Origin of the sequence: [Mycobacterium] stephanolepidis (assembly GCF_002356335.1) — a bacterium.
GTDB classification, from domain to species: Bacteria; Actinomycetota; Actinomycetes; order Mycobacteriales; family Mycobacteriaceae; genus Mycobacterium; species Mycobacterium stephanolepidis.
The window spans coordinates 3,089,616-3,112,867 of the sequence record NZ_AP018165.1; the positions used below are offsets into that span (position 1 = coordinate 3,089,616).

Annotated in this window: 15 protein-coding genes; 5 read left to right on the forward strand and 10 right to left on the reverse strand. The window is 63.7% G+C overall.

Features of this window, described 5'->3' with window-relative positions:
- Positions 1-3 precede the first annotated feature (3 nt).
- Positions 4-1,203, reverse strand: a complete 1,200-nt coding sequence (gene cobA / locus MSTE_RS15385) for a uroporphyrinogen-III C-methyltransferase (protein ID WP_096502479.1) — start codon at positions 1,201-1,203, stop codon at positions 4-6.
- 76 nt (positions 1,204-1,279) lie between these two features.
- Here cobA and MSTE_RS15390 point away from each other — a divergent pair, with 76 nt between their 5' ends.
- Positions 1,280-3,247, forward strand: coding sequence for an ABC transporter ATP-binding protein (locus MSTE_RS15390; RefSeq protein ID WP_096502481.1), 1,968 nt, complete (start codon positions 1,280-1,282; stop codon positions 3,245-3,247).
- The gene (locus tag MSTE_RS15395) at positions 3,244-4,020 is read left to right on the forward strand and encodes an energy-coupling factor transporter transmembrane component T family protein (protein ID WP_096502483.1); all 777 of its coding nucleotides are present in this window, start codon (positions 3,244-3,246) and stop codon (positions 4,018-4,020) included. The genes MSTE_RS15390 and MSTE_RS15395 overlap by 4 nt, the downstream gene beginning before the upstream one ends.
- A 127-nt stretch (positions 4,021-4,147) precedes the next feature.
- On the opposite strand, the gene MSTE_RS25550 is transcribed toward MSTE_RS15395, so the two are convergent.
- The 5 genes from MSTE_RS25550 to pks2 form a co-directional block, all read right to left on the reverse strand.
- Positions 4,148-4,846, reverse strand: coding sequence for an MFS transporter (locus tag MSTE_RS25550; protein ID WP_231896896.1), 699 nt, complete (start codon positions 4,844-4,846; stop codon positions 4,148-4,150).
- Complete coding sequence (locus MSTE_RS25555) at positions 4,767-5,375, reverse strand: MFS transporter (RefSeq protein ID WP_231896897.1); 609 nt, start codon at positions 5,373-5,375, stop codon at positions 4,767-4,769. Before MSTE_RS25555 ends, MSTE_RS25550 begins: the two co-directional genes overlap by 80 nt.
- Before the next feature lie 75 nt (positions 5,376-5,450).
- Positions 5,451-6,137, reverse strand: a complete 687-nt coding sequence (locus MSTE_RS15405) for a GAP family protein (RefSeq protein WP_096502485.1) — start codon at positions 6,135-6,137, stop codon at positions 5,451-5,453.
- A 2-nt stretch (positions 6,138-6,139) separates the two neighbouring features.
- Positions 6,140-7,555 carry a condensation domain-containing protein gene (locus tag MSTE_RS15410; protein ID WP_096502487.1) on the reverse strand — a complete coding sequence of 472 codons (1,416 nt, stop codon included), beginning with the start codon at positions 7,553-7,555 and terminating at the stop codon, positions 6,140-6,142.
- Positions 7,556-7,565: 10 nt separating this feature from the next.
- A complete protein-coding gene (gene pks2 / locus MSTE_RS15415; protein ID WP_096502489.1) occupies positions 7,566-13,838 on the reverse strand; it encodes a sulfolipid-1 biosynthesis phthioceranic/hydroxyphthioceranic acid synthase in 6,273 nt (2,090 codons plus the stop codon).
- 846 nt (positions 13,839-14,684) lie between these two features.
- Between pks2 and MSTE_RS15420 the strand changes: the two genes are divergently transcribed.
- Genes MSTE_RS15420 through MSTE_RS15430 form a run of 3 tightly spaced genes read left to right on the forward strand, consistent with a single transcriptional unit; the run spans position 14,685 to position 18,570 of the window.
- A complete protein-coding gene (locus MSTE_RS15420; protein ID WP_096502491.1) occupies positions 14,685-15,116 on the forward strand; it encodes an MmpS family transport accessory protein in 432 nt (143 codons plus the stop codon).
- Positions 15,113-17,941, forward strand: coding sequence for an MMPL/RND family transporter (locus MSTE_RS15425; RefSeq protein WP_096502493.1), 2,829 nt, complete (start codon positions 15,113-15,115; stop codon positions 17,939-17,941). The genes MSTE_RS15420 and MSTE_RS15425 overlap by 4 nt, the downstream gene beginning before the upstream one ends.
- The gene (locus MSTE_RS15430; RefSeq protein ID WP_096502495.1) at positions 17,938-18,570 is read left to right on the forward strand and encodes a TetR/AcrR family transcriptional regulator; all 633 of its coding nucleotides are present in this window, start codon (positions 17,938-17,940) and stop codon (positions 18,568-18,570) included. The genes MSTE_RS15425 and MSTE_RS15430 overlap by 4 nt, the downstream gene beginning before the upstream one ends.
- A gap of 40 nt (positions 18,571-18,610) precedes the next feature.
- Here MSTE_RS15430 and MSTE_RS15435 read toward each other — a convergent pair whose 3' ends face one another.
- The 4 genes from MSTE_RS15435 to cobO all read right to left on the reverse strand — a co-directional run bounded on the left by MSTE_RS15435 (position 18,611) and on the right by cobO (position 23,248).
- Complete coding sequence (locus MSTE_RS15435) at positions 18,611-20,791, reverse strand: heavy metal translocating P-type ATPase (RefSeq protein ID WP_096502497.1); 2,181 nt, start codon at positions 20,789-20,791, stop codon at positions 18,611-18,613.
- A gap of 7 nt (positions 20,792-20,798) precedes the next feature.
- Positions 20,799-21,083 carry a DUF1490 family protein gene (locus tag MSTE_RS15440; RefSeq protein WP_030093967.1) on the reverse strand — a complete coding sequence of 95 codons (285 nt, stop codon included), beginning with the start codon at positions 21,081-21,083 and terminating at the stop codon, positions 20,799-20,801.
- 191 nt (positions 21,084-21,274) lie between these two features.
- Complete coding sequence (locus tag MSTE_RS15445; RefSeq protein ID WP_096505952.1) at positions 21,275-22,606, reverse strand: cobyrinate a,c-diamide synthase; 1,332 nt, start codon at positions 22,604-22,606, stop codon at positions 21,275-21,277.
- Positions 22,607-22,633: 27 nt separating this feature from the next.
- Positions 22,634-23,248 carry a cob(I)yrinic acid a,c-diamide adenosyltransferase gene (cobO, locus tag MSTE_RS15450; RefSeq protein WP_096502499.1) on the reverse strand — a complete coding sequence of 205 codons (615 nt, stop codon included), beginning with the start codon at positions 23,246-23,248 and terminating at the stop codon, positions 22,634-22,636.
- Positions 23,249-23,252: the final 4 nt, after the last annotated feature.

Below are 23,252 nucleotides of genomic sequence, written 5' to 3' on the forward strand. Positions count from 1 at the left end.
AGGTCACGAAGAGGCGCCATACGCAGCAACGGGGCCGATCACGATGATCGCGGGCGGCCTGATGCCCTGCGAGCGAATGCGCTCGGGCGCAGTAGCAAGGTCTGCGCGCAGCACGCGTTGCTCATCGGTGGTGCCGTGTTGCACCACCAGCACCGGGGTATCCGCAGGTCGGCCCCCATCGATGAGGACCTTCGCAAACTGCTCGATGCGCTCGACGGCCATCAGCAACACGATGGTCCCCTTCAAGGCAGCAAGCGCGTCCCAATTCACTAACGATTCGGGATGTCCGGGCGCGACATGCCCGCTGACGACCACGAACTCATGATTGACCGCGCGATGCGTGACCGGCACTCCGGCCGCTGCGGGAACGGAGATCGCGCTGGTCACACCGGGTACGACGGTCACCTGCACACCCGCTTCGGCGCAGGCCAGGACTTCCTCGTAGCCGCGGGCGAAGACAAACGGGTCACCGCCCTTGAGGCGGACGACGAACTTGCCTTCCTGCGCCCGTTCGATCAGCACCCGGTTGATCTCCTGCTGGGCCATCGCACGGCCATAGGGGATCTTGGCGGCATCGATGACCTCGACGTGGGGGCCCAGGTCGGCGAGAAGCTCGGCGGGAGCGAGCCGGTCGGCGACGACTACATCGGCCTGCGCGAGAAGCCTGCGTCCGCGGACGGTAATGAGATCAGGATCACCCGGTCCCCCACCGACGAGCGCGACGCCTTCGGGCTTCACGTCCGCGGTCTCGGTGATGAGCCCACGCTGTAGCGCCTCGTGGATGGCCGATCGCAGCGCTGCTGATCGCTTGTGCTGTCCACCGGTCAAGACACCGACAGCGATACCGTCGTGATTGAAGGATGCGGGGGTGACCGCGGTGCCCTCCCGGGCGGAATCGGCACGGACGCAGAAGACGTGACGTCGTTCGGCTTCCGATACCACCGCGGCGTTGACGGCAGGGTCATCGGTGCAGGCGATGGCGTACCACGCGTCTTCGAGGTCGCCGTCCTGGTACGGCCTGAGGCTGAGGGTGATCGAGGCCATGCCTTCAACCGCGGGGGTGGCGGCGGGCGCGATCACGTGGACATCGGCACCGCTGGCGATCAGCAGCCCGAGACGCCGTTGCGCCACGGATCCGGCGCCGACGACCACGACCTTGCGTCCGGTGAGGCGGAGGCCGACGAGGTAGGCGTCATGAGTCACCGCGCGAGTTTACGTGGACGTGAATCACGCGGCTGGGTTAGCCGTGCTCTAATCGGTCCCAGTGCAACCGAATCGTATGCAACCAGCGGAGTTGGCCCAGGCCGCGATGACTGCCGCCCTCATGGGGGCGATCGCTGTCGTCTCTATCGTGCTGCCCGGCGCAGTGGTGTTCGCCTGGTTGGGAGCGGTCCCGATGGGAGTGCTGTGCTACCGGCATCGCATCCGGGTGGCGTTGGCCGCATGTGTCGCCGCCGGCCTCATCAGCTTTCTGATCGCCGGATTCGGCGGGCTGGTCTCGGCGCTGACATGTGCGTACATGGGTGCGATCGCCGGTCAGGTGCGGCGCCGGAATCGCGGCGCGGCAACAATGTTGGCCGTCGCCGCGCTGTGGGGTGTGCTGGTCTCCTCCTTCTGTGTCGGGGTGTTCGCGGCCTTGAGGAACCTGCGCGAGGTTGTTCTGGGTGCGGTGTCGGCCAACGTCGGCGGGTTCGCGACGCTGTTGAGTGGAGTACCGGTTCTCGGCCGCGCCGCAACGGGATTGGATCACGCCGTGCAGGGCTGGATCGTGCACTGGCCCTGGTTCTTCGGGGTCTCGGTGTGGCTCATCGTCATTTTCGGGACCTCCTTCGGATGGCGGGTACTCACCCCGGTACTGCGCAGACTCGAGGAAGTAACCGATCTGTCCTCGGTGGGGATGCTGCCCGCGGGGCACGACAACACCCCGCCCCGCCCGTTGCCGACCGTGCTCACCGACGCGGGTTATCGGTACGCCGGAGCCGACCGGGATGCCCTGTCCGCGGTGTCCATGCGTGTCGACGTCGGCGAGCACATCGCGGTAACCGGAGCCAACGGTTCCGGCAAGTCCACCCTCATGCGCATCCTGGCGGGTGTCCCTCCGACGACCGGGACGATCGAGCGGCCCGGCGGCGTGGGCCTGGGCCAGGTGGGTGGGACCGCGCTGGTCCTGCAGCATCCGGAGAGCCAGGTGCTGGGGTTGCGTGTGGCCGACGACATCGTGTGGGGGCTGCCGCACGATCGCGATATCGAGATCGAGAGTCTGCTCAGCGAGGTGGGTCTGAGCGGAATGAGCGACCGGGACACCGCGGGTCTCTCCGGCGGAGAACTGCAGCGGCTCGCGGTCGCATCGGCGCTCGCGCGCGAACCCGCGCTGCTCATCGCCGATGAGGTGACCACCATGGTCGACCACGACGGTCGGCAGACGCTCATCAATGTGCTCGACGGACTCACCTCCCATCACCGTCTGGGGCTGGTGCACATCACCCACTACCCGCAGGAGGCGGACGCCGCCGATCGCGTGGTGGCACTGGGCGGTATCGAGGTGCGTGAAGGCCGGGAGGGTGCAGAACGCCCATCCCCTACCGAATCCATTGGCGGGGAAACGATTCTCGACGTACAGGGAGTTTCGTTCGACTATGCGGTCGGGACGCCCTGGTCGCAACCGGTGCTGCGCGACGTTTCACTTCGGATTCGTTCCGGCGACGGGATACTGCTCTGCGGTGGAAACGGATCCGGCAAGTCCACCCTGGCCTGGATCATGGCGGGCCTCCTGGAACCCTCGGCGGGCCAATGTCTTCTCGATGGCCGCCCCACCGCAGAGCAGGTTGGAGCGGTCGCGCTGTGCTTCCAGGCCGCCCGACTGCAACTGCTGCGGGGGCACGCCGGTGCCGCGGTCGCCGCACTGGCGGGGTATTCAGTCGCCGATACCGACAGCATCGATCGCGCGCTGGCCTCGGTCAGCCTGGACCCGAATATCGGTGGGGTGCTTATCGATCGGCTCAGTGGCGGGCAGCTGCGGCGGGTCGCCCTGGCCGGACTGCTGGCCCGCTCGCCACGCCTGCTGATTCTCGATGAACCGCTGGCGGGCCTGGATGTCGATGCGCAAGCCGACCTCATCGATCTGCTGGTGCGTATTCGCAACGGTGGTCAGGCCGTCGTCGTGACCTCCCACGACACCGACAGCCTCTCGCCGTTGTGCCCCCGCACGATCCGTCTTGAACAGGGTGAGTTGGTGAACGCCGGATGAGCCAACGACGTCCGTTGATGCTGATGCGGCCCGTTCCCGGGCCGTCGCCCATCCACGCGCTGTGGGCCGGCACCAAACTCCTGGCCGTGCTGGCGATATCGGTGTTGCTGACCGTCACGCCGTCGTGGACCGCGATCGGGCTCGTCGCGCTGCTGATCCTCGTGACCGCGGGGCTTGCCGGCATCTCCCCCAGATGCATCCCGTCCGTCCCGCGGTGGGTGGGTCTGCTTGTCGTGGCGGGCAGCTTGTTCACCATCGTGAACGGTGGCGCGCCTGAGCTGGCATTCGGACCGGTCACCATCGGCGTGGGAGGCTTCCTGGATTTCCTGCGCGTCACGTCGCTGGGGCTGGTCCTGATCGGGCTCGGCGCGGTGATCTCGTGGACGACACAGGTCGCCGACATCGCTCCCGCAGTGGCACTTTTGTGTCGCCCCCTGCGCATCCTGCGGGTTCCCGTCGATGATTGGGCAATCACCATTTCCCTGGCGTTCCGGATGTTTCCCATGCTGTCCGAGGAATTCCGATTACTGGCGGCCGCACGCAGGCTTCAACCCCCGCAACCGGAAAAACCTTCGCGGCGTGCGGAAGTCGTCGATCTGTGCACCGCCGCGATGGTGGTATCGCTGCGCCGCGCCACGGAGATGGGCGACGCCATCACCGCACGAGGCGGTGCGGGCCGGATCTCAGCGCACCCGATCTATCCAGGATGGCGTGATGCCGTTGCCGCGGCCGTGCTGGTCGGGGTCGTTGCGCTCGCACTGCTGTTCGGGTGAGACGGGCTCGAAAACCCTATTGTCGCAGTGGCTTCTGTCACGGCGATAACCTACTGTGCCGCTGTCGTTACTGCGCTGCTCGAAGGGAGAATGAGGCCAAGCTCGGAGAGCACCCGCTGAGTGCTTTCTAGCGTTCCTGTGCTGAAGGGGCTTCTGCGGCGCGTATTGCTGATGCGTATTTGTGCCAGATGAGAAGCGATCCAACGGAAAGCGCACCGAGGAATGCGAAGGCAACCCGGAACCCGAACTCCTGGGCGATGTATCCGCCGAGCAGAGGACTTAGACAGGCCCCCAAGCTTTGGGCGGTCATTAACGCTCCCTGCCCGATATTGATGTGCCCGGTGCCCTCCAGAAGCTGTGCCACCAGCCCGGGAACGGCCACAGAGAGCATGCCTGCGCCTATGCCGTCGAGGATCTGTACGGGCACTATGCCCCATGTGGTGATGATGCTCGCGGCGACGAACCCACGCACCGGCAGCGCGATGAACGCGATGGTGAAGACCGTCCAGTAGCCGCGTTTGCGGGCAATACGGGTGGCGGCCAGTGAGGCGATCACCATCACCGCCTGGGCGACGACGACGGTGGCAGCAACGGTGATGAATGGATCAGCCTTGTGGGCGACAACGGCCAGTCCGTAGAGCGGCAGCATTGCCGCGTTTCCGAGGTGGAAGAGCAGGATCGCCGCGGCCAGAGCCCGAAGCGCAGGAGAGCGCGCCAGGATCTGCAGTCCACTTGCGGCAACACCGTCATGCCCATCGGTGGCTCCGCGTGCTGCTTGGTCGTCGATATGGCGAGCAGGGTATCGACAGCGTGGCCACCACCGCAACGATCGCGAACGCCGCAGCCAGCCCAAAGACTGCAGCGAATCCGAAATACCAACCAAGACAGCCTGACAGAGCAGCACCCACCATGTTGCCGGCGTGGTTATAGGCTTGGTTGCGGCCGTTCTGGGCTACGAAGCCTGACTGGCGTACCACGCCGAGGGTGATCCCGATGATTGCGGGACCAAGGACAGCGGCAGCGACTGCGGCAGCCGCTTGCGCAGCGGCAACCACCCAGAAATCTCGGGAAACCAAGACCAAGGCGGAGGCTGCAACCGTGCATATCGCCGCGGCGGCAACCCAGAACCGTTTTCGGCGGGTGGCATCAATGAGAGCGCCCGCCGGTGTGGTCGATGCCAGTCCGACGGCATTGCCCAGCGCGGTGACCACCCCGATGGCACCTGTTCCCCAGCCACGGCTGGCCAGTAACACCCCCAGGAACGGGCCAACACCTGCCTGGACGTCTGCCACGAAGAAGTTGGCCACCGCCAAAGCCTTACGGTCACCTGGAGATACGGCCGGCTTGTGAGTCACCCAGCGATTGTGCCCCGATGCCCGCTCCGACGTGGCGCAAGCTCACCAATGAGGTCACGGACCACCTCAGCGGCATCACGCCCGCAGAATGCCGATCGCTCCCAGACTCAGAATGATCAGGCCGAGGATTGCGACGATCAGAGCGACATCGATCAGTCGGCGTGACCGAACCCAGGTGTGCAAGGCCGACACCATCTCGTACGTCCGCGCCGGCATCGCCGCGTAACTCAACAATGGCAGCGCCACCATCGAGAAGGCCACCGCGTTGAAGAAGAGCAGCGCCATGGACTGAATGGGTTGCGTGGCACCCGAGGCGTGGATGAGAGCGATGACCGCAAGGAAGTCCGCCGACGGCAAGGCAATTCCCAGTCCACTGACTCCTGCCACCCACAACGAGTTGTTCTGCATGAACCCTCGCACTCGCCTCGCAACCTTGTCCGCCAAGCCCGCCCGCGGCGCACGCGGAGCGGCGGCAGGTCGACGGATCGAGGCCGTGATGGCCAGCACAGCCGCCACCAACAAGGCTAGAACGCCAAGCGCGACTTGGATATAGGGCCCCGAAACGTCTGACTTCCCCATCGGAGACACCCGAAGGACAAACAACAGTGTTAGTCCGAGACTCAACCCCATGACGAATGCACCGCACAGGAACACGAATAGCTGCAGCAGCGGTCGCGGCCTGTTCAACATCAGGACTGTCAGTCCCAGTCGAGTGGGCTCAACGCTCACACCAAGTGCCATCAACAAGACGATGGTCCACATGACTACCGCGCGGGCACAGCGTCATTCTGCTCGCAAACCCCTGCGAACGTGGACTTCACGAGGTCTACGTAGCGGGTGATCGACTCTCGCGCGATGGGGTTGTCCGGGTACGCGATCATCAGCGTCGTCTCCGTCGGGAATCGCGAGATGAAGATCGTCAGCTGGTACACCGACTTGCTCTCCGCATACAAACCGATGGGATTGCCCACCAGCAGCGGGTTGGTGAACAACTGCGAAAGCGGCGGAGCGCCGCCGTCGAAGAAGTTGATCATCGGGTGGTACGGCCGTGGCCAGTTCAGCTCCGGCACCAATTCCAGGACCCGGTAGAAGGGGACATTCACCAGCTGCCGGCCACGGTCAAACGATTCCTGCGCCGCGACGGCTGCCGCGCCAAAGGTCCCGTCAACGGGGGCCGATATCGGCACCAGCCCGGTGAACCATCCCGTCGTGAACATGTCCGCCTCATCGCGGGCGTCGCTCGGGGTGATGCCGTAATAGGTATCGGTACCGGTCAATTCGCGTTCGACGAATCCGAGAGCTGCCATCACACCACCGATGAATCGCGCCCCCGCATCGATGCAGCGCGACTCGAACTTCAGTGCCTGCTGCTCATCGAGCAGTTGCTCGGTGACGATCGCGGTACCGCATGGCACACCGTGATCGCCCAGCGGCAGCGGGAAATCTGGGAGGCTGCCGCGGTTGTTCTCGGCGAACCGAGTCCACTCGCGCACCGGTTCGGAATCGGGGGTCAGCCCAGAAAGGAACTCATGCTGTCTGATGCAGTAGTCGCCGTAACTTCCCGCCGGCGGAAGCTCGATCGGGGCACCGCCCTGAACCAGCGCCTTGTATCCCATCAGGATTTCCATGATCAGCAAGCGCGCGAACGTGGCATCCAGGTGCAGATGGTCGACACTGAAATAGAAGGTGAAATGCCCTGAGCTCTGGACGATTCCGAAACGGAAGCAATCCCATCGGAACGGGTCCGGGGTCTCCGAGACCACCATCTCCCGCACCTCGTCCGAGGTCATCTCGCCCAACTTGACCTGGACGAATTCCACGTCGGCCGGGTCGGCGATGGTGCGCCGGACGATGTTCTGCTCATCATCGAGCGAGAACCAGCTGCGATACGTGTCGTGTCTCCTCAGGTGGGCGTTGATCACGTGACCCATGGCCCGCTTGTCGCACCGCCCCGGCATATCCAAGGTGAAGACGAGCACTCGCGAGAAGTCCAGACCCTTGGCGGCCTGCCGCAGATATGTGCGCAGATGCTGCACCTGCATGAAGCTCGGGGGAATGTCGCTCACCGGTGCTTCAAGGGCCTTCGCATACGACGCCGGCGAGGGCTGCCAGGTGATCACCGATCCCGCAGACGGCTCCCACTTGTCGGTCAACGACACCGTTACTGGTCCACCACGCATTTCAATCCCCTTAAGACGAAGCGACTTCGGATTCCTGATCGGCCAGCTTGTCGTACAGATGCGACGCCAAAGACCGCACTGTCGATACATCAGCCGGACCGATACGGACGCCGGTGTCCGCTTGGATACGGGTACGAATTTCGAGGTTGCCCAACGAGTCCAGGCCATAGTCCGGGAGGGATCGGTCGGGATCGATCGATCGCCGGAGCACCAGACCCACCTGCTCGGCGACCAGTTTCCGGAGTCGAGTCGGCCACTCCTCACGCGGTAACGCGTTGAGCTCGTCGAGGAATTTGTTTGTCTCCGTTTGAGATTGACCCGCATCACGGAACGCCTGAGCAAACGGACTGCGCTCGACGAAGTCGGCCAGCCACGATATGCCGGCCATCGGCGCGTAGGCGGTGTACGCCCGGTCGTGCCGAAGCACTGTGTCGAAGGCATAGGCACCCTCGTCTGGGAGGATGGCGGCATCCGCGTTCGCCAGGTGCGTGCCCTGCCCGATCTCCGACCAGGCGCCCCAAGCGATGACGGTTGCCGGTAAGCCCTGAGCGCGTCGCCAGTGCGTGAATCCGTCCAGCCAGCTGTTAGCCGCTGCGTAGGCACCCTGCCCCGGAGAGCCCACCAGCGCCGCAATCGACGAGAAGGAGCAGAACCAGTCCAGCGGTTGCTCCGCGGTGGCCTCGTGCAGATTCCAGGCTCCATGCACCTTGGGGCGCCAGTCCCCACGATCGATCAGTTCGTCGGTGATATTCGCGAGCGTGGCATCGTGCACCAGCGCCGCGGCATGCAGTACGCCACGCACGGGCTTCCCAGTCTCCGTTGCTGTCGCCACCAGACGTTGTGCCGTCTCCGGTTCGGCGATATCGCCGAGCACCACATCGATTTCGATGCCACTGTGCCGGATCTGCTCAATGGTCTCCACCGCCTCGGGCTTCGGAGCGCTGCGACCGTTGAGGATGATCCGGCCGACGCCGGCCACTGCCAGCTTGCGCGCCAGGAACAAGCCCAGGCCGCCGAGGCCACCAGTGATCACATACGCACCCTCTCGGCGGAACGCAGGTGCATGCGACGCCGGGATCACCGCATCTACCTCGCCCGCCTTAGGCAGGTCCAGAACGAGCTTTCCGGTATGTCCCGCAGCACCCATCACACGGATCGATTCGGCGGCGTCCTGCAATGGAGAGGACGAGATCTCCGGCAGTGGCAGCACCCCCTCCGCCATCTGCCCATACAGCGCTGTCAGGGTGCGGTAGATCGCCTGTGGCCGTGTCTTCGATACCAGGACAAGATCGACGGCGTGGAACGACAGGTTCCGCCGGAAGGGGAACAGCCCCAGCCGGGTGTCGCCGTAGATGTCGCGCTTGCCGATCTCGATGAAGCGGCCACCGAACGTCAACAACTCCACTCCGGCCCGTTGCGCGGCACCGGTGAGCGAATTGAGCACGATGTCGACACCGTAGCCGTCGGTGTCGCGACGGATCAGGTCTGCGAATTCTGTACTACGCGAGTCATATACGTGCTTGATACCCCAGCTGCGCAACAGTTCTCGCCGTTCTTCGCTGCCCGCGGTGGCATAGATCTCGGCCCCCGCGGCACGGGCGATGGCAATCGCCGCCTGCCCCACGCCACCGGTACCGGAGTGGATCAACACCTTGTCGTCCGCGGAGATCCTGGCTAGTTCATGTAGCCCGTACCAGGCGGTGACATGAGCACCCGGGACGGCTGCTGCCTCCCTATCGGGCACCTCGGCCGGGAGTGTCGCGGCAAGGTTCGCATCGACCACGACGAAGCTTCTCCAGGCGCCGGTCGGTGTCATACCGCCCACGCGGTCACCCACCTGGTGCTGGGTGACGCCCTCGCCGATGGCCGTCACCACGCCCGCGAAGTCGACGCCGAGCTCCTGTCGGCCTTCGAAACTCGAGTATCGGCCGTACACGTTCAGCACGTCCGCGAAGTTGATGCTGGTGGCTGTGACCGAGACTTCGATCTGTCCCGGCCCGGGGGCCACCCGATCGAATGCGACGAACCCGAGCGACTGCAGATCTCCCGGCGTGCGGACCTCGAACCGCACACCCTCATTGTCAGGTGTCGCGACGGTACTGCGCCAGTCGTCGGGGCCCAGCGGACCCAGGTTCAGGCGAGCCCGGTACCAGTGGTCGTCGCGCCATGCGGTCTCGTCTTCTTCCGACCCGGAAGCCAACTCGTCCGCCACGTTCTGGGCGGCGGTGTGTCCGTCGACGTCGATGTGTGTGACACGCAGGTGGGGATATTCGGCGCCGATGACACGCACCAGCCCCCGCAGTCCGGCCTGTTCCAGGTTGGTGACGTCGCCGTCCACAACCGTCTGGGCGTTGCGTGTCACCACGTACAGCCGCGGCGGCTCACCCGGCAGGTCCACCAGCTCTCGGGTGATCCGCACCAAATGCCGAACCTGATCGGCACCTTGCAGGGCCACCCTGTCCGCACCTGCGGCCGCTCCGGGGGCGGTGACGACGAGCACACCGTCGAAGCCGCCGGTCTCCAGCTGGTCGTACAGAAGCTTCAGTGCCGCAACACGATCGGTGTCTGGCCGCCACTGAATCAGTGCCACCTCGCTGTTGCGCAGCTTCAGCGAATCGATCAGCTCCGATGCCCACGGGTCCACGGTCTCGCCCGTGCTGACCAGCAGCCACCTGCGCGGGCCGCCCGATACCTCCTCGGGCAACCGCTGCTGCTGCCATTCGATGGCGAGCAGGCGGTTGTTGAGCAGCTGATCACGCTGCTCGTCGTCGGAGGCGCCGGTACCGAATCGGAAGCCCCGCACGGCGACCAGCACGGCGCCGTTCTCGTCCAGCAGATCGATATCGGCTTCCACCTCGTTGCCAATCACCTTGGTCACCCGGGTGTAGCAGTACTGCGTGGAGCGTGCGGATTCGTAGGCGTGCAGACTGCGCACACCCTTGGGAAGCGGCAGCGCGTTCTTGCTGGCCGCCTGAACATCAGGCAGCGCGATGACGGACTGGAAGCAGGCGTCCAGGAGCGCGGGGTGAACGATGTAACTGCCCTGCTGTGCCCGAACATCCCGAGGCAGTGCCACTTCCGCCAGCACGGACCTGACGGACTCGTCGCCGTGGCGCGCAGACGCCAAGCCCTGGAAGGCCGGGCCGTACTGAACTCCCCTCTCGTCGAACGACTGTCGCAGTTCGTCGCCCGCCGCACTGTACGGGTGCTCCGCCTGTAGCACGGCCAGGTCGTAGGCCACGGGAACGTCGACCTCTCCGCCACCGCCCAAAACCGCTGTGGCGCGCTTGACTGTCTCTCCTTCGTCGTGGGTTTCCACCACGAACTCGAGTGCATCCGCAGATTTCACCGTGGCCGTAGCCGATATCGGTGTCGTCTCCCCCAAGGTCAGCAGCTGTTCGAACGAAATATCCTCTACTGCTGAGCCTTCACCGAACACAGCAGCCGAGGCCGACAGCGCCATCTCGCAGTATGCGGCGCCCGGGTACACCGCCACATGACGAACCTGATGGTCCGCGATCCAGGGCTGCGCCTCGGTGCCGACGTCGGCCTGCCAGATGTGGCGCACAGGCTCCTCGGTGAGTCGCACATATGCGCCGAGCAACGGGTGGACGGCAACGGTGTGACCGCTCTGGCCCTGTGCCTGCGCGGAAAGATCCAACAGGTACGACTGGCGGGTCCAGCTGGGCAGCGGCACATCCACAAGGGCGCCCGCTGGGTAGAGCACCGAGAAGTCCACTGCGCCGCCGGCCGTATAGACGTCTCCCACAAAGTCACGAAGCCCATGCGGCAGTTCCTGCTCGCGGCGCATACCGGCAAGGGCCACCATCGGGATGTCGAGGCTGCGCGCGGTCTGTTCGGCGGGATACACCAGCAACGGGTGTGGTGCCAGCTCACCGAAAACGCGGTACCCGTCATCCAGCGCCGCTTGCACTGCCGCCGCGAACCGTACTGTGTGGCGCAGGTTGTCCACCCAGTAATCGGCATCCATGACGGGCTTTTCGCGCGGATCGAACGAGACCGAAGAGTAGAGCGGGACAACGGGTGTCCGAGGCGAAAGATCTTCGAGGGCATCGGCAAGATCGTCCAGAATCGGATCCACCTGCGGTGAGTGCGACGCAACGTCGACGGCCACCTCACGGGCCATCAATCCGCGATCAGACCACTCGGCGATGAGCTGGCGCACTGTCTCGGTAGCACCGCCGACAACCGTCGACTGCGGCGACGCGACCACCGCCAGGACCACATCGTCTATCTCCCGATCGGCCAGTTCCGCGACCACCTGCTGAGCCGGCAGATCGACGGAAGCCATGGCGCCGGCGCCCGAGATACGCAGCATCAACTGTGAACGACGACAGATCACCTTCACGCCGTCTTCCAACGACAGCGCCTCGGAGACAACCGCGGCCGCCACCTCGCCCATCGAGTGCCCGATGACCGCTCCGGGCTTCACTCCGTACGAAGCCATGGTGGCAGCCAATGACACCTGCATGGCGAACAACGTCGGCTGAACCCGATCGATACCCGTGACCGTCTCCGGCGCCGAGATCGCCTCGCTGAGCGAGAACCCGGACTCCGCCTGGATCAGTGGCTCGAGGCGGGCGATAGTCGCGGCGAATACCGGTTCCTTACCAAGTAATTCCGCACCCATGGCCGCCCATTGCGATCCCTGACCGGAGAAAAGCCAGACTGGGCCGCGGTCATCCTCGGCAACTGCCGCCTGAAAGGGGGCCTCATCGTCGGCAACCTCACGCAGCCCGGCCACCAGTTCGTCGACGCCATCGGCCACCACGGTGGTGCGCACCGGTCGGTGCGCCCTTCGACGCGCCAGGGTGTATCCCACATCCCCGACCGAGACATCGGCGCCCTCGGACAGCCAGTCGGCCAGCCTGCCCGCAGTGCGACGCAACTCATCGGCAGACGTCGAAGACACCGGGAAGATGAGCTGGGATCCCAGGGGCGACTCCACGCTAGTTTCCGAAGACACGGCTGCCGGAGCTTGTTCCACCACCGCATGGACGTTGGAACCCGACATTCCGTATGCCGATACCCCGGCGCGGCGCGGGCCGTCGATGTTCCCAGGCCATGGGATAACCGATTGCGGCACAAAAAGGTTCGTTGCGACACCGGTAAGCTTGTCCGGAATCCCGGTGAAATGCAGGTTCGGCGGAATCACGCCGTGCTCCACCGCGAGAATGATCTTCATCAGTCCCAGCGCACCCGCCGCCGACATGGTGTGCCCAAAGTTGGTCTTCACCGACCCCACCGCGCACGGCCCGTCGACTCCATAAACCTGCGCCAGACCGGTGTACTCGATGGGATCACCCACGGGCGTGCCCGTACCGTGCGCCTCGATCAGTCCGACTGTGTTGGCGTCCACACCGGCAGCTGCCAGCGCAGTACGGCATGCGGCCGCCTGCGCGTCCGAAGACGGAGTCGACTGATTCACCGTGCGCCCATCCTGATTCGACGCCGTGCCCCGCACGACCGCCAAAATCCGGTCTCCGTCTCGCACCGCATCGTCCAACCGCTTCAGCAGAATCATGACGCAGCCCTCAGACATCACGAAACCGTCGGCCTCACCTGTGAATGTGTGGCAGCGTCCGGTCGGAGAGAGCATGCGCTGCTGCGAGGCACCGACATACCTGCGCGGTTCCAAGACAAGGTTGACGCCGCCGGCGAGCACGAGATCACTTTCGCCCGCCGCCAGGCTCTGGCACCCCATATGTACAGTCGCCAGCCCCGCGGCGCACCCGGCATCGACCGTCAATGACGGTCCATGCACACCCAGGGCATAGGAGATACGCCCCGATGCCATGCAAAAGTTTGTCCCCGCGAATCCGTAGGGACCGCCCAGATCCGCCGCGTCCGCGGCCACCAACTGATAGTCGTTGTGGGTCACTCCCACAAATACCCCGGTCTGCGAGCCAGCAAGGGTCCGCGGATTGAGGCCCGCGTGTTCCACTGCCTGCCAAGATGTTTCGAGCAAAACGCGGTGCTGAGGATCGATCGAGACGGCCTCACGCTCGTTGATGCTGAAGAAGTCCGCATCGAAGCCACCAACGTCTTCCAGGAAGGCCCCCCACTTGGAAGGCGACTTGCCGGGCACACCGGACTCGGGGTCGTAGTACTCGCTCAAGTCCCAGCGCGCGGGGGGCACCTCAGTAACGAAGTCCTCACCGCGCAGCAGCGCCTCCCAGAACTGTTCGGGCGATTCGATCCCACCCGGAAGCCGGCACCCCAACCCGATAACTGCAACTGGGGTTACAGACGCTTTTTTCATCTTGCTACGTCCTCCTCGCGCACGACAATCTGCCTGGTAGTAGAACAGGAGACAACTAGCAGTAGAACCCGACAGAGCTAAAGATAGGACGCGCGAAAGGAATTCGCGACTCGGGAGATCAGGATCACAGTGCCCCGACTCAAACTGTGAGAAGGCATCGATCATTGACCATTTTTAGACCCCTACCCCGTTCCCCATTAACAGCTCATCGATAGCCGGGAAACAAGAAATTCACAAATGTTTTCACGCACATAACTGTTTGCCATTGACGCCACACGACGACCTGTCAAGTCGGTGCCACAAGCCGTGATTTCGCATCAATATCCAGCTTATTGATATCTTCTGCGAGACGACGAGGCACTCAGGCACCTTGCCAAGGGACGTCTCTAATTTTGCCATAAGCCGGCATTTCGAGAACATTTAACCCGACCGCCTCTATGAAATATTTATGCAATTTACTCACCGTGAGCGCAAATTGACTGATTTCCCTACCGATCAAGATCCACGCCAGGCCTTGGATCGAAATCAGTGCATACCTGCCATTAGTTTTGCGACTGGTGAGGTGGCCGGGAAGCCACGGGTGTCGAGCAGAGACGCTCGTGACGAGGGGCGACGCGGCTGCGACGAGGGGTCCACGCGAGCAATGGCAAATCATGGCGCCCCAAGGATCCTCATAGTTAGCTCACTCGTGTCGCGCACCGACCGGAACTGCGGTACCGTCCCGACCATCACGCGGAACTCCAGTTCCGCATGGGGCAAAGATGCCCGTTTCGACCAACTACGGCAGTTGCATAACGTAAGCCCGCCAGCCATCTGCTAATTCCATTGAAGCCAAAGGGGTTTGGGATGCTTCGCGTCATAAGACGGGTCTGGATGCCGCTGCTGATCGCCGTGGTACTCGCGGTCGGCGGATTCGCGGTGTTACGGGTACGCGGGATTTTCGGTGCGGACTCCTTCGCCTCTTCTGCCGACAACAACGCGAAAGATGCCGTCCCCTACAACCCAAAGACACTCGTATATGAAGTATTTGGAGAACCGGGTGCCATGGCAGATGTGAACTACTTCAACGAGGACGCGCAGCCGACGCGCGTCGACGCCGTGCAGCTGCCATGGTCGTTCAAGATCGTCTCGATCTTGCCGTCGTTGAGTGGGAACATCGTCGCCCAAGGCAACGGCAACACAATCGGTTGCCGGATCATCGTCAATGGCGAGGTCAAGGTGGAGCGAGTTTCCAACGAGCACAACGCCTACATCTACTGCCTGGTGAAGTCCGCATGAGGCACGGCAGCGGCGAGCACGCCGCCCGGCCTCCGCGGATCGCACGGATCATCCGGGCCTTGTCGATCCCGATCATCCTCTTCTGGTTAGGTATCGCCATCATCCTCAATGTCGTCACACCGTCGCTCGATGAGGTGGGTAAGGCACATTCGGTCTCGATGTCCCCCAAGGACGCTCCGTCGATGATCGCGATGATGCACACCGGAAAGGTCTTCGGGGAGTTCGACTCCGACAGCTCCGTCATGATCGTGTTGGAGGGGAAGCAAGAACTGGCCGATGAGGCACACCGTTTCTACGACGAGATCATCAAGAAACTCAAGGCCGATCCGACCCACGTCCAACACATCTCCGACTACTGGGGAGATCCGCTTACCGCGTCAGGGGCTCAGAGCGCCGACGGGAAAGCCGCCTATGTCCAGGTGAACCTGGCCGGGGACCAGGGAACCACCTTGGCGAATGAATCCGTGGATGCCGTTCGTAAGATCATCGCCGAGACACCCGGCCCCGACGGCGTGCAGGCCTACGTCACCGGAGGAACCGCCGCAAGCGCGGACACCGGAACGGCAGGCAACAAGAGCATGCAGAAGACGACTCTGATAGCGGTGGGCGTCGTCGTCGTGATGCTGCTCTTCGTGTACCGCTCCGTGATCACCATGTTCGTGGCGCTGGTGATCGTCGGAGTCGAGCTGATGGCGGGTCAGGGTGTCGTCGCAACATTGGGCAATCTCAATGTCATTGGCCTCTCGACCTATGCCGTGAGCATGGTCACGATGCTGGGCATCGCCGCGGGGACCGATTATGTGATCTTCCTGTTGGGTCGTTATCACGAGGCGCGGCAATCCGGAGAAGATCGAGATGCCGCCTTCTACACCGCGTATTCCGGCGTGTCACATGTCATCTTGGGATCTGGACTGACAATCGTCGGCGCTACCCTGTGCCTCAGCTTGACGCGTCTGCCACTGTTCCGGTCCATGGGTGTGCCCTGCGCACTGGTCATTCTCGTCATCGTCGCCGCAGCTCTCACCCTGGCTCCCGCGGTACTGGCGATCGGCAGCCGCTTCGGGCTGTTCGAGCCCAAACGCAAACATGACGAACGTGGCTGGCGGCGCATCGGGGCAGCGGTGGTGCGCTGGCCAGGACCGATTCTCATTGTGACACTGGGGATTGCACTCATCGGGTTGCTCACCCTGCCCGGATACACCCCGGGTTATGACGACCGTCAGTACATGCCCGACAACGTGCCCTCGAAAGTTGGTTACGCGGCAGCGGAACGGCATTTCTCGCCGGCCAGGATGAATCCCGAAATGCTCATGATCGAGGCCGACCATGACATGCGTAATCCCTCGGACATGCTGGTCATCGACAGAATTGCCAAGACGGCGTTCCATGCCCGTGGCGTCGGTCGAGTGCAGGCGATCACCCGGCCGCTGGGCACACCCATCGAGCACAGTTCGATACCGTTCCAGATCGGCCTGCAGGGTGCCGGCCAGATCCAGAACATGAAGTACATGAAGGACCGGATGGCGGACATGCTGACCATGGCCGATCAAATGGGAACCTTGATCGGCACCATGGAACGTGTCTACGACATGATGCGCGAGCTCACCGGCATCATGCACGACATGACCGGCCAGATGAAGGTCATGCAGGGCCGGATGCACGACATGCGTGACCTGATGGCAACTTTCGACGATTTTTTCAGGCCGATTCGCAACTACTTCTACTGGGAGAAGCACTGCGCCGATATCCCGATCTGCTGGGCCAGCCGGACGGTGTTCGATGCACTCGACGGCGTCGATGCGATGGTCGAGGACATGGACGGCATGCTGGTGAACATGGACAAAGTCGATGTCCTGATGCCACGCATGCTCGCCGAGTTTCCACCCATGATCGCCATCATGAAGTCCATGCACGGCACGCTGCTGACAATGCACAGCACCATGTCCGGGATCATGAACCAGATGGATGAGAGCACCAAAAACTCCACCCTGATGGGCAAGTACTTCGATGAAGCCAAGAACGACGACTCGTTCTACCTGCCGCCCGAGGTGTTCGACAATCCAGATTTCAAGCGCGGCCTGAAGATGTTCCTCTCCCCCGACGGGAAGGCCGTCCGGATGACCGTCTCCCATCAGGGCAATCCCGCGTCGGTGGAAGGGATCTCGACTGTTGGCAATATCAAAGAGGCGGTGGCTGATTCGATCAAGGGCACCCCGCTCGAGAACGCCAAGGTCTTCCTGGGAGGGACCGCTGCGGCGAACAAGGATTTGCAGGAAGGGGCCAAGTACGACCTCATCCTGGCGGGCATCGCATCACTGTGCTTGATCTTCATCATCATGCTGCTGGTGACCGGCAGTGTGGTCGCGGCCCTGGTTATCGTCGGCACAGTAGCGATATCACTCGGCGCATCAATCGGGGTCTCGGTCCTGATTTGGCAGGACTTGCTGGGTATGGATCTGCACTGGTTCGTGGTCCCGTTGTCGGTCATCATCCTGTTGGCCGTGGGCTCGGACTACAACTTGCTACTTATCGCACGATTCAAGGAAGAGCTCCATGGCGGGCTCAAGACAGGTTTCATCCGGGCCATGGGCGGCAGTGGCAAGGTGGTGACGAATGCTGGCCTGGTGTTCGCATTCACCATGTGCGCCATGGTCGTTAGCGACCTGCGCATCGTCGGGCAGCTCGGAACGACAATCGGCCTCGGGCTGCTCTTCGACACCCTGATCGTGCGGTCCTTCATGACACCGGCCATCGCCGCACTCCTGGGCCGTTGGTTCTGGTGGCCACTCAACCTCCGCGAATACACCCCTGCGCGGAACCGATGACGAAAAACACTGCCATTCAACGGCAAAGAACATCCGGACGCCTGAATAGGTCCTTGGACCTCGCGATCTTGGAGGCGGCATTCATCGTGCTCGCCGAACAGGGTTACGACGCGATGAGCATGGACGAGATCGCCGCGCGCGCCGGGGTCGGCAAGGCCGCTATCTACCGGCGATGGTCCTCCAAGGCGGCACTCACCGCCGATGCCATCCTGCACGGGCGGCCCTCGCTGGGGAAACTCGATGACGTGCCGGACACCGGGAGCTTGCGCGGGGACTTGCATGCTCTATACGAGGCACGGGATTACAGCGATTTGGAGGAAAACAGTATCCTCACCGGCAACCTGTTGGCGGGGATCATCGCCGAGGCCGTCAACGACTCCACGTTGGCGGAGGCATTGGATGATCTGTTGGCGTCGCAGACTCAGAAGCGAATGGAGATCGTATTCGCCCGCGCCGTCGAGCGCGGCGAGATAGCACGGGATCGTGATCTATCACTCGTCTACGACATACCGCTGGGCCTCAGCCTCACCGCGGCTCTCAAGCGAACCGTCATCGACGAGATGTATATGCGCCGCATGGTCGACGACGTGATTCTTCCCTTGGTGCGGGCTCCCGTGGATCGGGCCTGATTTTCGGAACCCGTTCTGGTATAGCCATTTCTCCTAAAGATCACGTCTCCGCTGGAGACAGATGTTGCACCGAGGAGAACGAGCGGCGATTGTCGAGTTCATAGCCGATAAGCCGCGAGCTATTGGTGACCACCGCGACCGAGGACGCGTTGTGCAGAATCGCGGCGAGAACCGGAGAGAGCGCACCTCCAGCACCGATCACCAGCCCGATCGCGTTGACTGCGATAGACATGGCGTAGTTCTGCCGGATCACGGTCACGGCCCGGCCGCCCAGGCCCCGTACATCGAGCAGCTTGCGCAGATCGTCACTGGACAGGGCAACGTCAGCGGTTTCCACAGCCACATCGGTTCCATTGAGTCCCATGGCGATTCCAATATCAGCCGCCGCGAGCGCCGGCGCGTCGTTGACTCCATCACCGACCATCGCCACAAAATGCCCATCGCTACGCAACCGACTCACGGCCTGGAGTTTGTCCTCGGGCAGCACCTCGGCCTGCCATTCCGCGATACCCAGCTCCTCGGCTACCGCGCGTGCCGTCTCCGCATGATCACCGGTCAACATGACCACCCGTTTTACCCCCGAGGACCGCAACGCCTGCAACACCTCGGCGGCCTCGGGGCGGATCTCGTCGCGCAAGCTGATGAGTCCGACGAGTACACCGTCGACCGCCAGCAGAAGCGGAGTCTCGGCGCGGCGGCGGAGTTTGGCCACCCACTCGTCGGCTTCCGGGGTAACCCGGACGCTCTCCTTGCTCAGCAGTGCGGGGCTACCCAGCAGCAGGGTTCGCCCATCGGCCCGGGTGCGCATCCCCAGGCCAACGAGCACCTCGCACTCTTCGTGCGGCGGGATTGCGATGTGGCGTTCCTCGGTCGAGCGAATAACCGCCTCCCCCAAAGGATGCCGCGCGTGGATCTCCGAGCTTGCCGCGTACGCCAGCACCTGCTCGGGTTCCCAGCCCTCTTCGAAGGCGACGATATTCGTCACCACCGGCCGTCCGATGGTCAGCGTTCCGGTCTTGTCGAACACGAACGCGTCGACCCTGCCGGCCAATTCCAGATGCGACCCGCCCTTGACCAGAATTCCCCTGCGCGCCCCGTTGCCGATCGCGGCACTGATGGCGGTCGGAGTAGACAGGCCCACCGCACACGGGCAGGCCACCAAGAGCATCGTCATGGCACGCCGCACATCCCTGGTCACCACGAGGGTGCCCAGCGACAGCAGGAACGAGGCGGGCACGAATCGCCGCGAGAAATTCTCGCCGACAGTCTGAATCGGGGCGCGGTCACGTTGCGCCTGCTCCACCCGGGTGATGATCCGGCCGATGATCGTCTGTCCTCCCACCGCCGCGGCACGCACGACGATGCGACCGCGCATGACGACGGAACCGGCATGCACCCGTCCCCCGGCGGCGATACTGACCGGCAGGGTTTCACCGGTGATGGCCGACTGGTCGACGATTGCGTCACCCTCCACGACATCGCCGTCCACCGGAATGGCCACCTGCTCGTGCACCACCACCTCGTCGCCGACCGCCAATGAATCGGTAGAGACCTGTACCTCGGTGCCATCCCTGAGACGGACCCATGACGTGTCCTGGCTGCCCGACAACAGGTCTGCGATGGCGCGACGGGTGCGCCGGAGCGTGAGATCCTGCAGATACTCGCCGATGTTGAGCAGCCACAACACCGTCAGTGCGACCACATTCTCGCGCAGTACCAGGCTGGCCACGGTGGCCGCGGACACCAACAGATCCGTGCCCGCAGATCTGCCGCTGCGCAATGCCGCAAGCGCCCCCCGCAGGAACGGGTATCCGCTGAAAATCGTGACAGCCGTTGCCAGCAGGCGGCTGGTCGGCCCCAGTAGCGGCGGCCGCCGCAGGGGGTATCGACGAAGTCCGAGCACTACCAGAGCCGCACCGCCCACGCCCATGCGCACCACGTCGGCATTGCGTACATCAGACGAATGCGGTTCCCGCGTCAGCGTTTCCGGCACTTGAGCCTCGAGGGCGCGGGACAGCGCTTCCAGGATGTCCTCGGCCGAACCACTTGCCTTTGAGTACCACACCACCACTGCGGCCGTGCGCGGATACGCGTGTACGGCACGAACTCCGTGCACATGCAGCAGCGTGTCCTCGATCAGCACGGCACGCCGCACATCACCGATGAACTCGGTCGCAATGGCACGCAGGCGTCCGGCCGCGTCAGATACGACAGTGACCATGTGTGGCTCAGTGCTCGTGATCGTGACCGGATTCTCCTACCACGGGCGGCGGGGCCTCTTCCCCGATACGCTCGCGAGCCTCCGCGACGACATCACCGATCGCCAGTCGTGCACGTTCGGCACCTTCCTCGGCCTTACGCACACCGCGCAGCCCCCAGGAGGCGACGGTGACGCTGGCGTCACGGACGGGAACTTTGGCGGCGGCCTTGCGCGCAACCTCGTAAGCTGCGACTCCCACCGCACCGGTCACTACCGTCGATGCGGCCTTCGCTAGTACTGCGTGCCATACCATCAGCCAATCACCCTTCCGCTCAAAGTATTTGAGTCACGCTTCATCACGCACCGTGGCTTCTTAACGAAACCTACTCTCGATCAGTCCTTGAGGTGACCCGTTGAGTCATGATGATAACGGTTTTCATTATCGCCAAGTATGGCAGACACCCGGCCGACTGGCACGCCGACGTCGAGTGGGAGGACGAACGGCTATCTCGCCGCCTGCGCAACGAACCGGGCCGTCGCCCTGGGGTTCGCCGCCGGATGCGTGTGTAGATACGAGGCGTGAATGCGCCCCTCTCCTGCCACCACGCCCTCGCGGCGGATGCCGCCAACAGTGCTCCAGGCCCAGGCGGGCTCTCTGGCGTCGTCGCGGTAGTCGACCGTGGTGCGATGAAACTCATGCCCACTCAACCGTTCTCCCTCGTCAAAGAGAGTGGAGTCGGTGATCGACACCGCCTCGCGGTATCCGAGGGTTAGCGAGTCGGTGAAGCGGGCATGCGCGTCGATCACGCCGCACATCGGAGCACCATCGAGGTCGTTGCACAGGTACGTGAGACCGGCGCATTCGGCGTGTATCGGCCCGGACATATCACGGACCTGTTGACGCAGTGGCTCATTGGACGACAGGTCGGTGGCGAACTGTTCCGGGAATCCACCCGGAAGCACCAGGGCGGAGGTCTCGTCGGGCAGGACGTCACGGCGCGGGTCGAACTCGGCCACCACCGCGCCCGCCGCGGCCAACAGCTCACGATGCTCGGCATATCCGAACGTGAACGCATGACCCGCCGCCAACGCGACCACCGGCCGGCCGACTACCGGGTCACCGACAACGTCCACCGGATCCCACGCGTTCGTCGCGACTTCGCTACGCGCGGCAGCGACGATCGCGGGCAGGTCCACGTGCTCGGCGACCAAGTGGGTCATCGCGTCCACCGCATCGAGGGCCGCCTGGCCATGTTCGATAGCCGTCACCAGTCCCAGGTGGCGCGAAGGAACCGACAACTTCTCGGTACGCGGCAACGCACCCAGTACTGATAGTCCGGCACGATCGGCTGCCGCCGTGAGGATCTCCCGATGCCGAGCCGACCCAACCCGGTTGAGAATCACGCCGGCGATCCTGATGCCCGCCTCCGCGGCGTACACCACGAATCCGTGCAGCAGCGCCGCCAGGCTCTGGCTGTGCCCCTTGACATCCACTACCAACACCACCGGCGCGTTGAGCAGGCCGGCAATCTCGGCGGTTGAGCCCTTTTCGTCGGCGATCCGCCCATCGAAGAGACCCATGACCCCTTCCACCACAGCGATATCGGCACCGTGCGCACCGTGGCGGAACAACGGGCCGATCAATTCAGAACCCACCAGCACGCTGTCGAGGTTGCGGCCGGGCTTACCGGTCGCCAGGCTGTGATATCCGGGATCGATGTAATCCGGCCCCACCTTGAACGGCGCCACCGCGTGCCCGGCCCGTCGCAGCGCTCCCATCAAACCCGTGGCCACCGTGGTCTTCCCGCTTCCCGAGGCGGGAGCGGCAATCACGATCGCGGGAACGCTAGCGGACCCCACGCTCTACCATTCGATACCGCGTTGGCCCTTGCGGCCCTGGTCCATCGGATGCTTGATCTTCGTCATCTCGGTCACCAGGTCGGCCGCATCCAGAAGCTGTTGTGGCGCGTCGCGTCCGGTGATGACCACATGCTGTGTGCCGGGGCGGGAACGAAGTACTTCGACAACTTCATCCAGATCCACCCACCCCCACTTGAGCGGGTAGGTGAACTCGTCGAGCACGTAAAAGCCGTGTTCCTCCGCGGCCAGCCGCCGCGCGATCTCGGCCCATCCGGCGGCCGCATCGGCGGCGTGGTCGGTCTCGGTACCCGACTTACGCGACCAGGACCACCCTGAACCCATCTTGTGCCACTGCACCGAGCCGCCGATCCCGTGCTCATCGTGCAGCTTGCCGAGCTCACCGAAGACCGACTCCTCACCGACGCGCCACTTCGCACTCTTGACGAACTGGAACACAGCGACGTCCGCACCGTGATGCCAGGCCCGTAACGCCATACCAAAAGCGGCTGTGGACTTACCTTTTCCGGAACCCGTGTGCACAGCCAGTATCGGTGCGTTCCTCCGCGCCTTGGTGGTGAGCCCGTCCTCTGGCACCACCAACGGTTGTCCCTGTGGCATTGAA

Bases quoted from the DNA above. Each gene is read 5' to 3' on its own strand.
- MSTE_RS15395 (WP_096502483.1), top strand. From the start codon at position 3,244: ATGAGCCAACGACGTCCGTTGATGCTGATGCGGCCCGTTCCCGGGCCG.
- MSTE_RS15440 (WP_030093967.1), bottom strand. From the start codon at position 21,083: ATGGTATGGCACGCAGTACTAGCGAAGGCCGCATCGACGGTAGTGACC.
- MSTE_RS15390 (WP_096502481.1), top strand. From the start codon at position 1,280: ATGCAACCAGCGGAGTTGGCCCAGGCCGCGATGACTGCCGCCCTCATG.
- MSTE_RS15410 (WP_096502487.1), bottom strand. From the start codon at position 7,555: ATGCGTGGTGGACCAGTAACGGTGTCGTTGACCGACAAGTGGGAGCCG.
- MSTE_RS15430 (WP_096502495.1), top strand. From the start codon at position 17,938: ATGACGAAAAACACTGCCATTCAACGGCAAAGAACATCCGGACGCCTG.
- MSTE_RS15405 (WP_096502485.1), bottom strand. From the start codon at position 6,137: ATGTGGACCATCGTCTTGTTGATGGCACTTGGTGTGAGCGTTGAGCCC.
- cobO (WP_096502499.1), bottom strand. From the start codon at position 23,248: ATGCCACAGGGACAACCGTTGGTGGTGCCAGAGGACGGGCTCACCACC.
- MSTE_RS15425 (WP_096502493.1), top strand. From the start codon at position 15,113: ATGAGGCACGGCAGCGGCGAGCACGCCGCCCGGCCTCCGCGGATCGCA.
- MSTE_RS15435 (WP_096502497.1), bottom strand. From the start codon at position 20,791: ATGGTCACTGTCGTATCTGACGCGGCCGGACGCCTGCGTGCCATTGCG.
- pks2 (WP_096502489.1), bottom strand. From the start codon at position 13,838: ATGAAAAAAGCGTCTGTAACCCCAGTTGCAGTTATCGGGTTGGGGTGC.
- MSTE_RS15420 (WP_096502491.1), top strand. From the start codon at position 14,685: ATGCTTCGCGTCATAAGACGGGTCTGGATGCCGCTGCTGATCGCCGTG.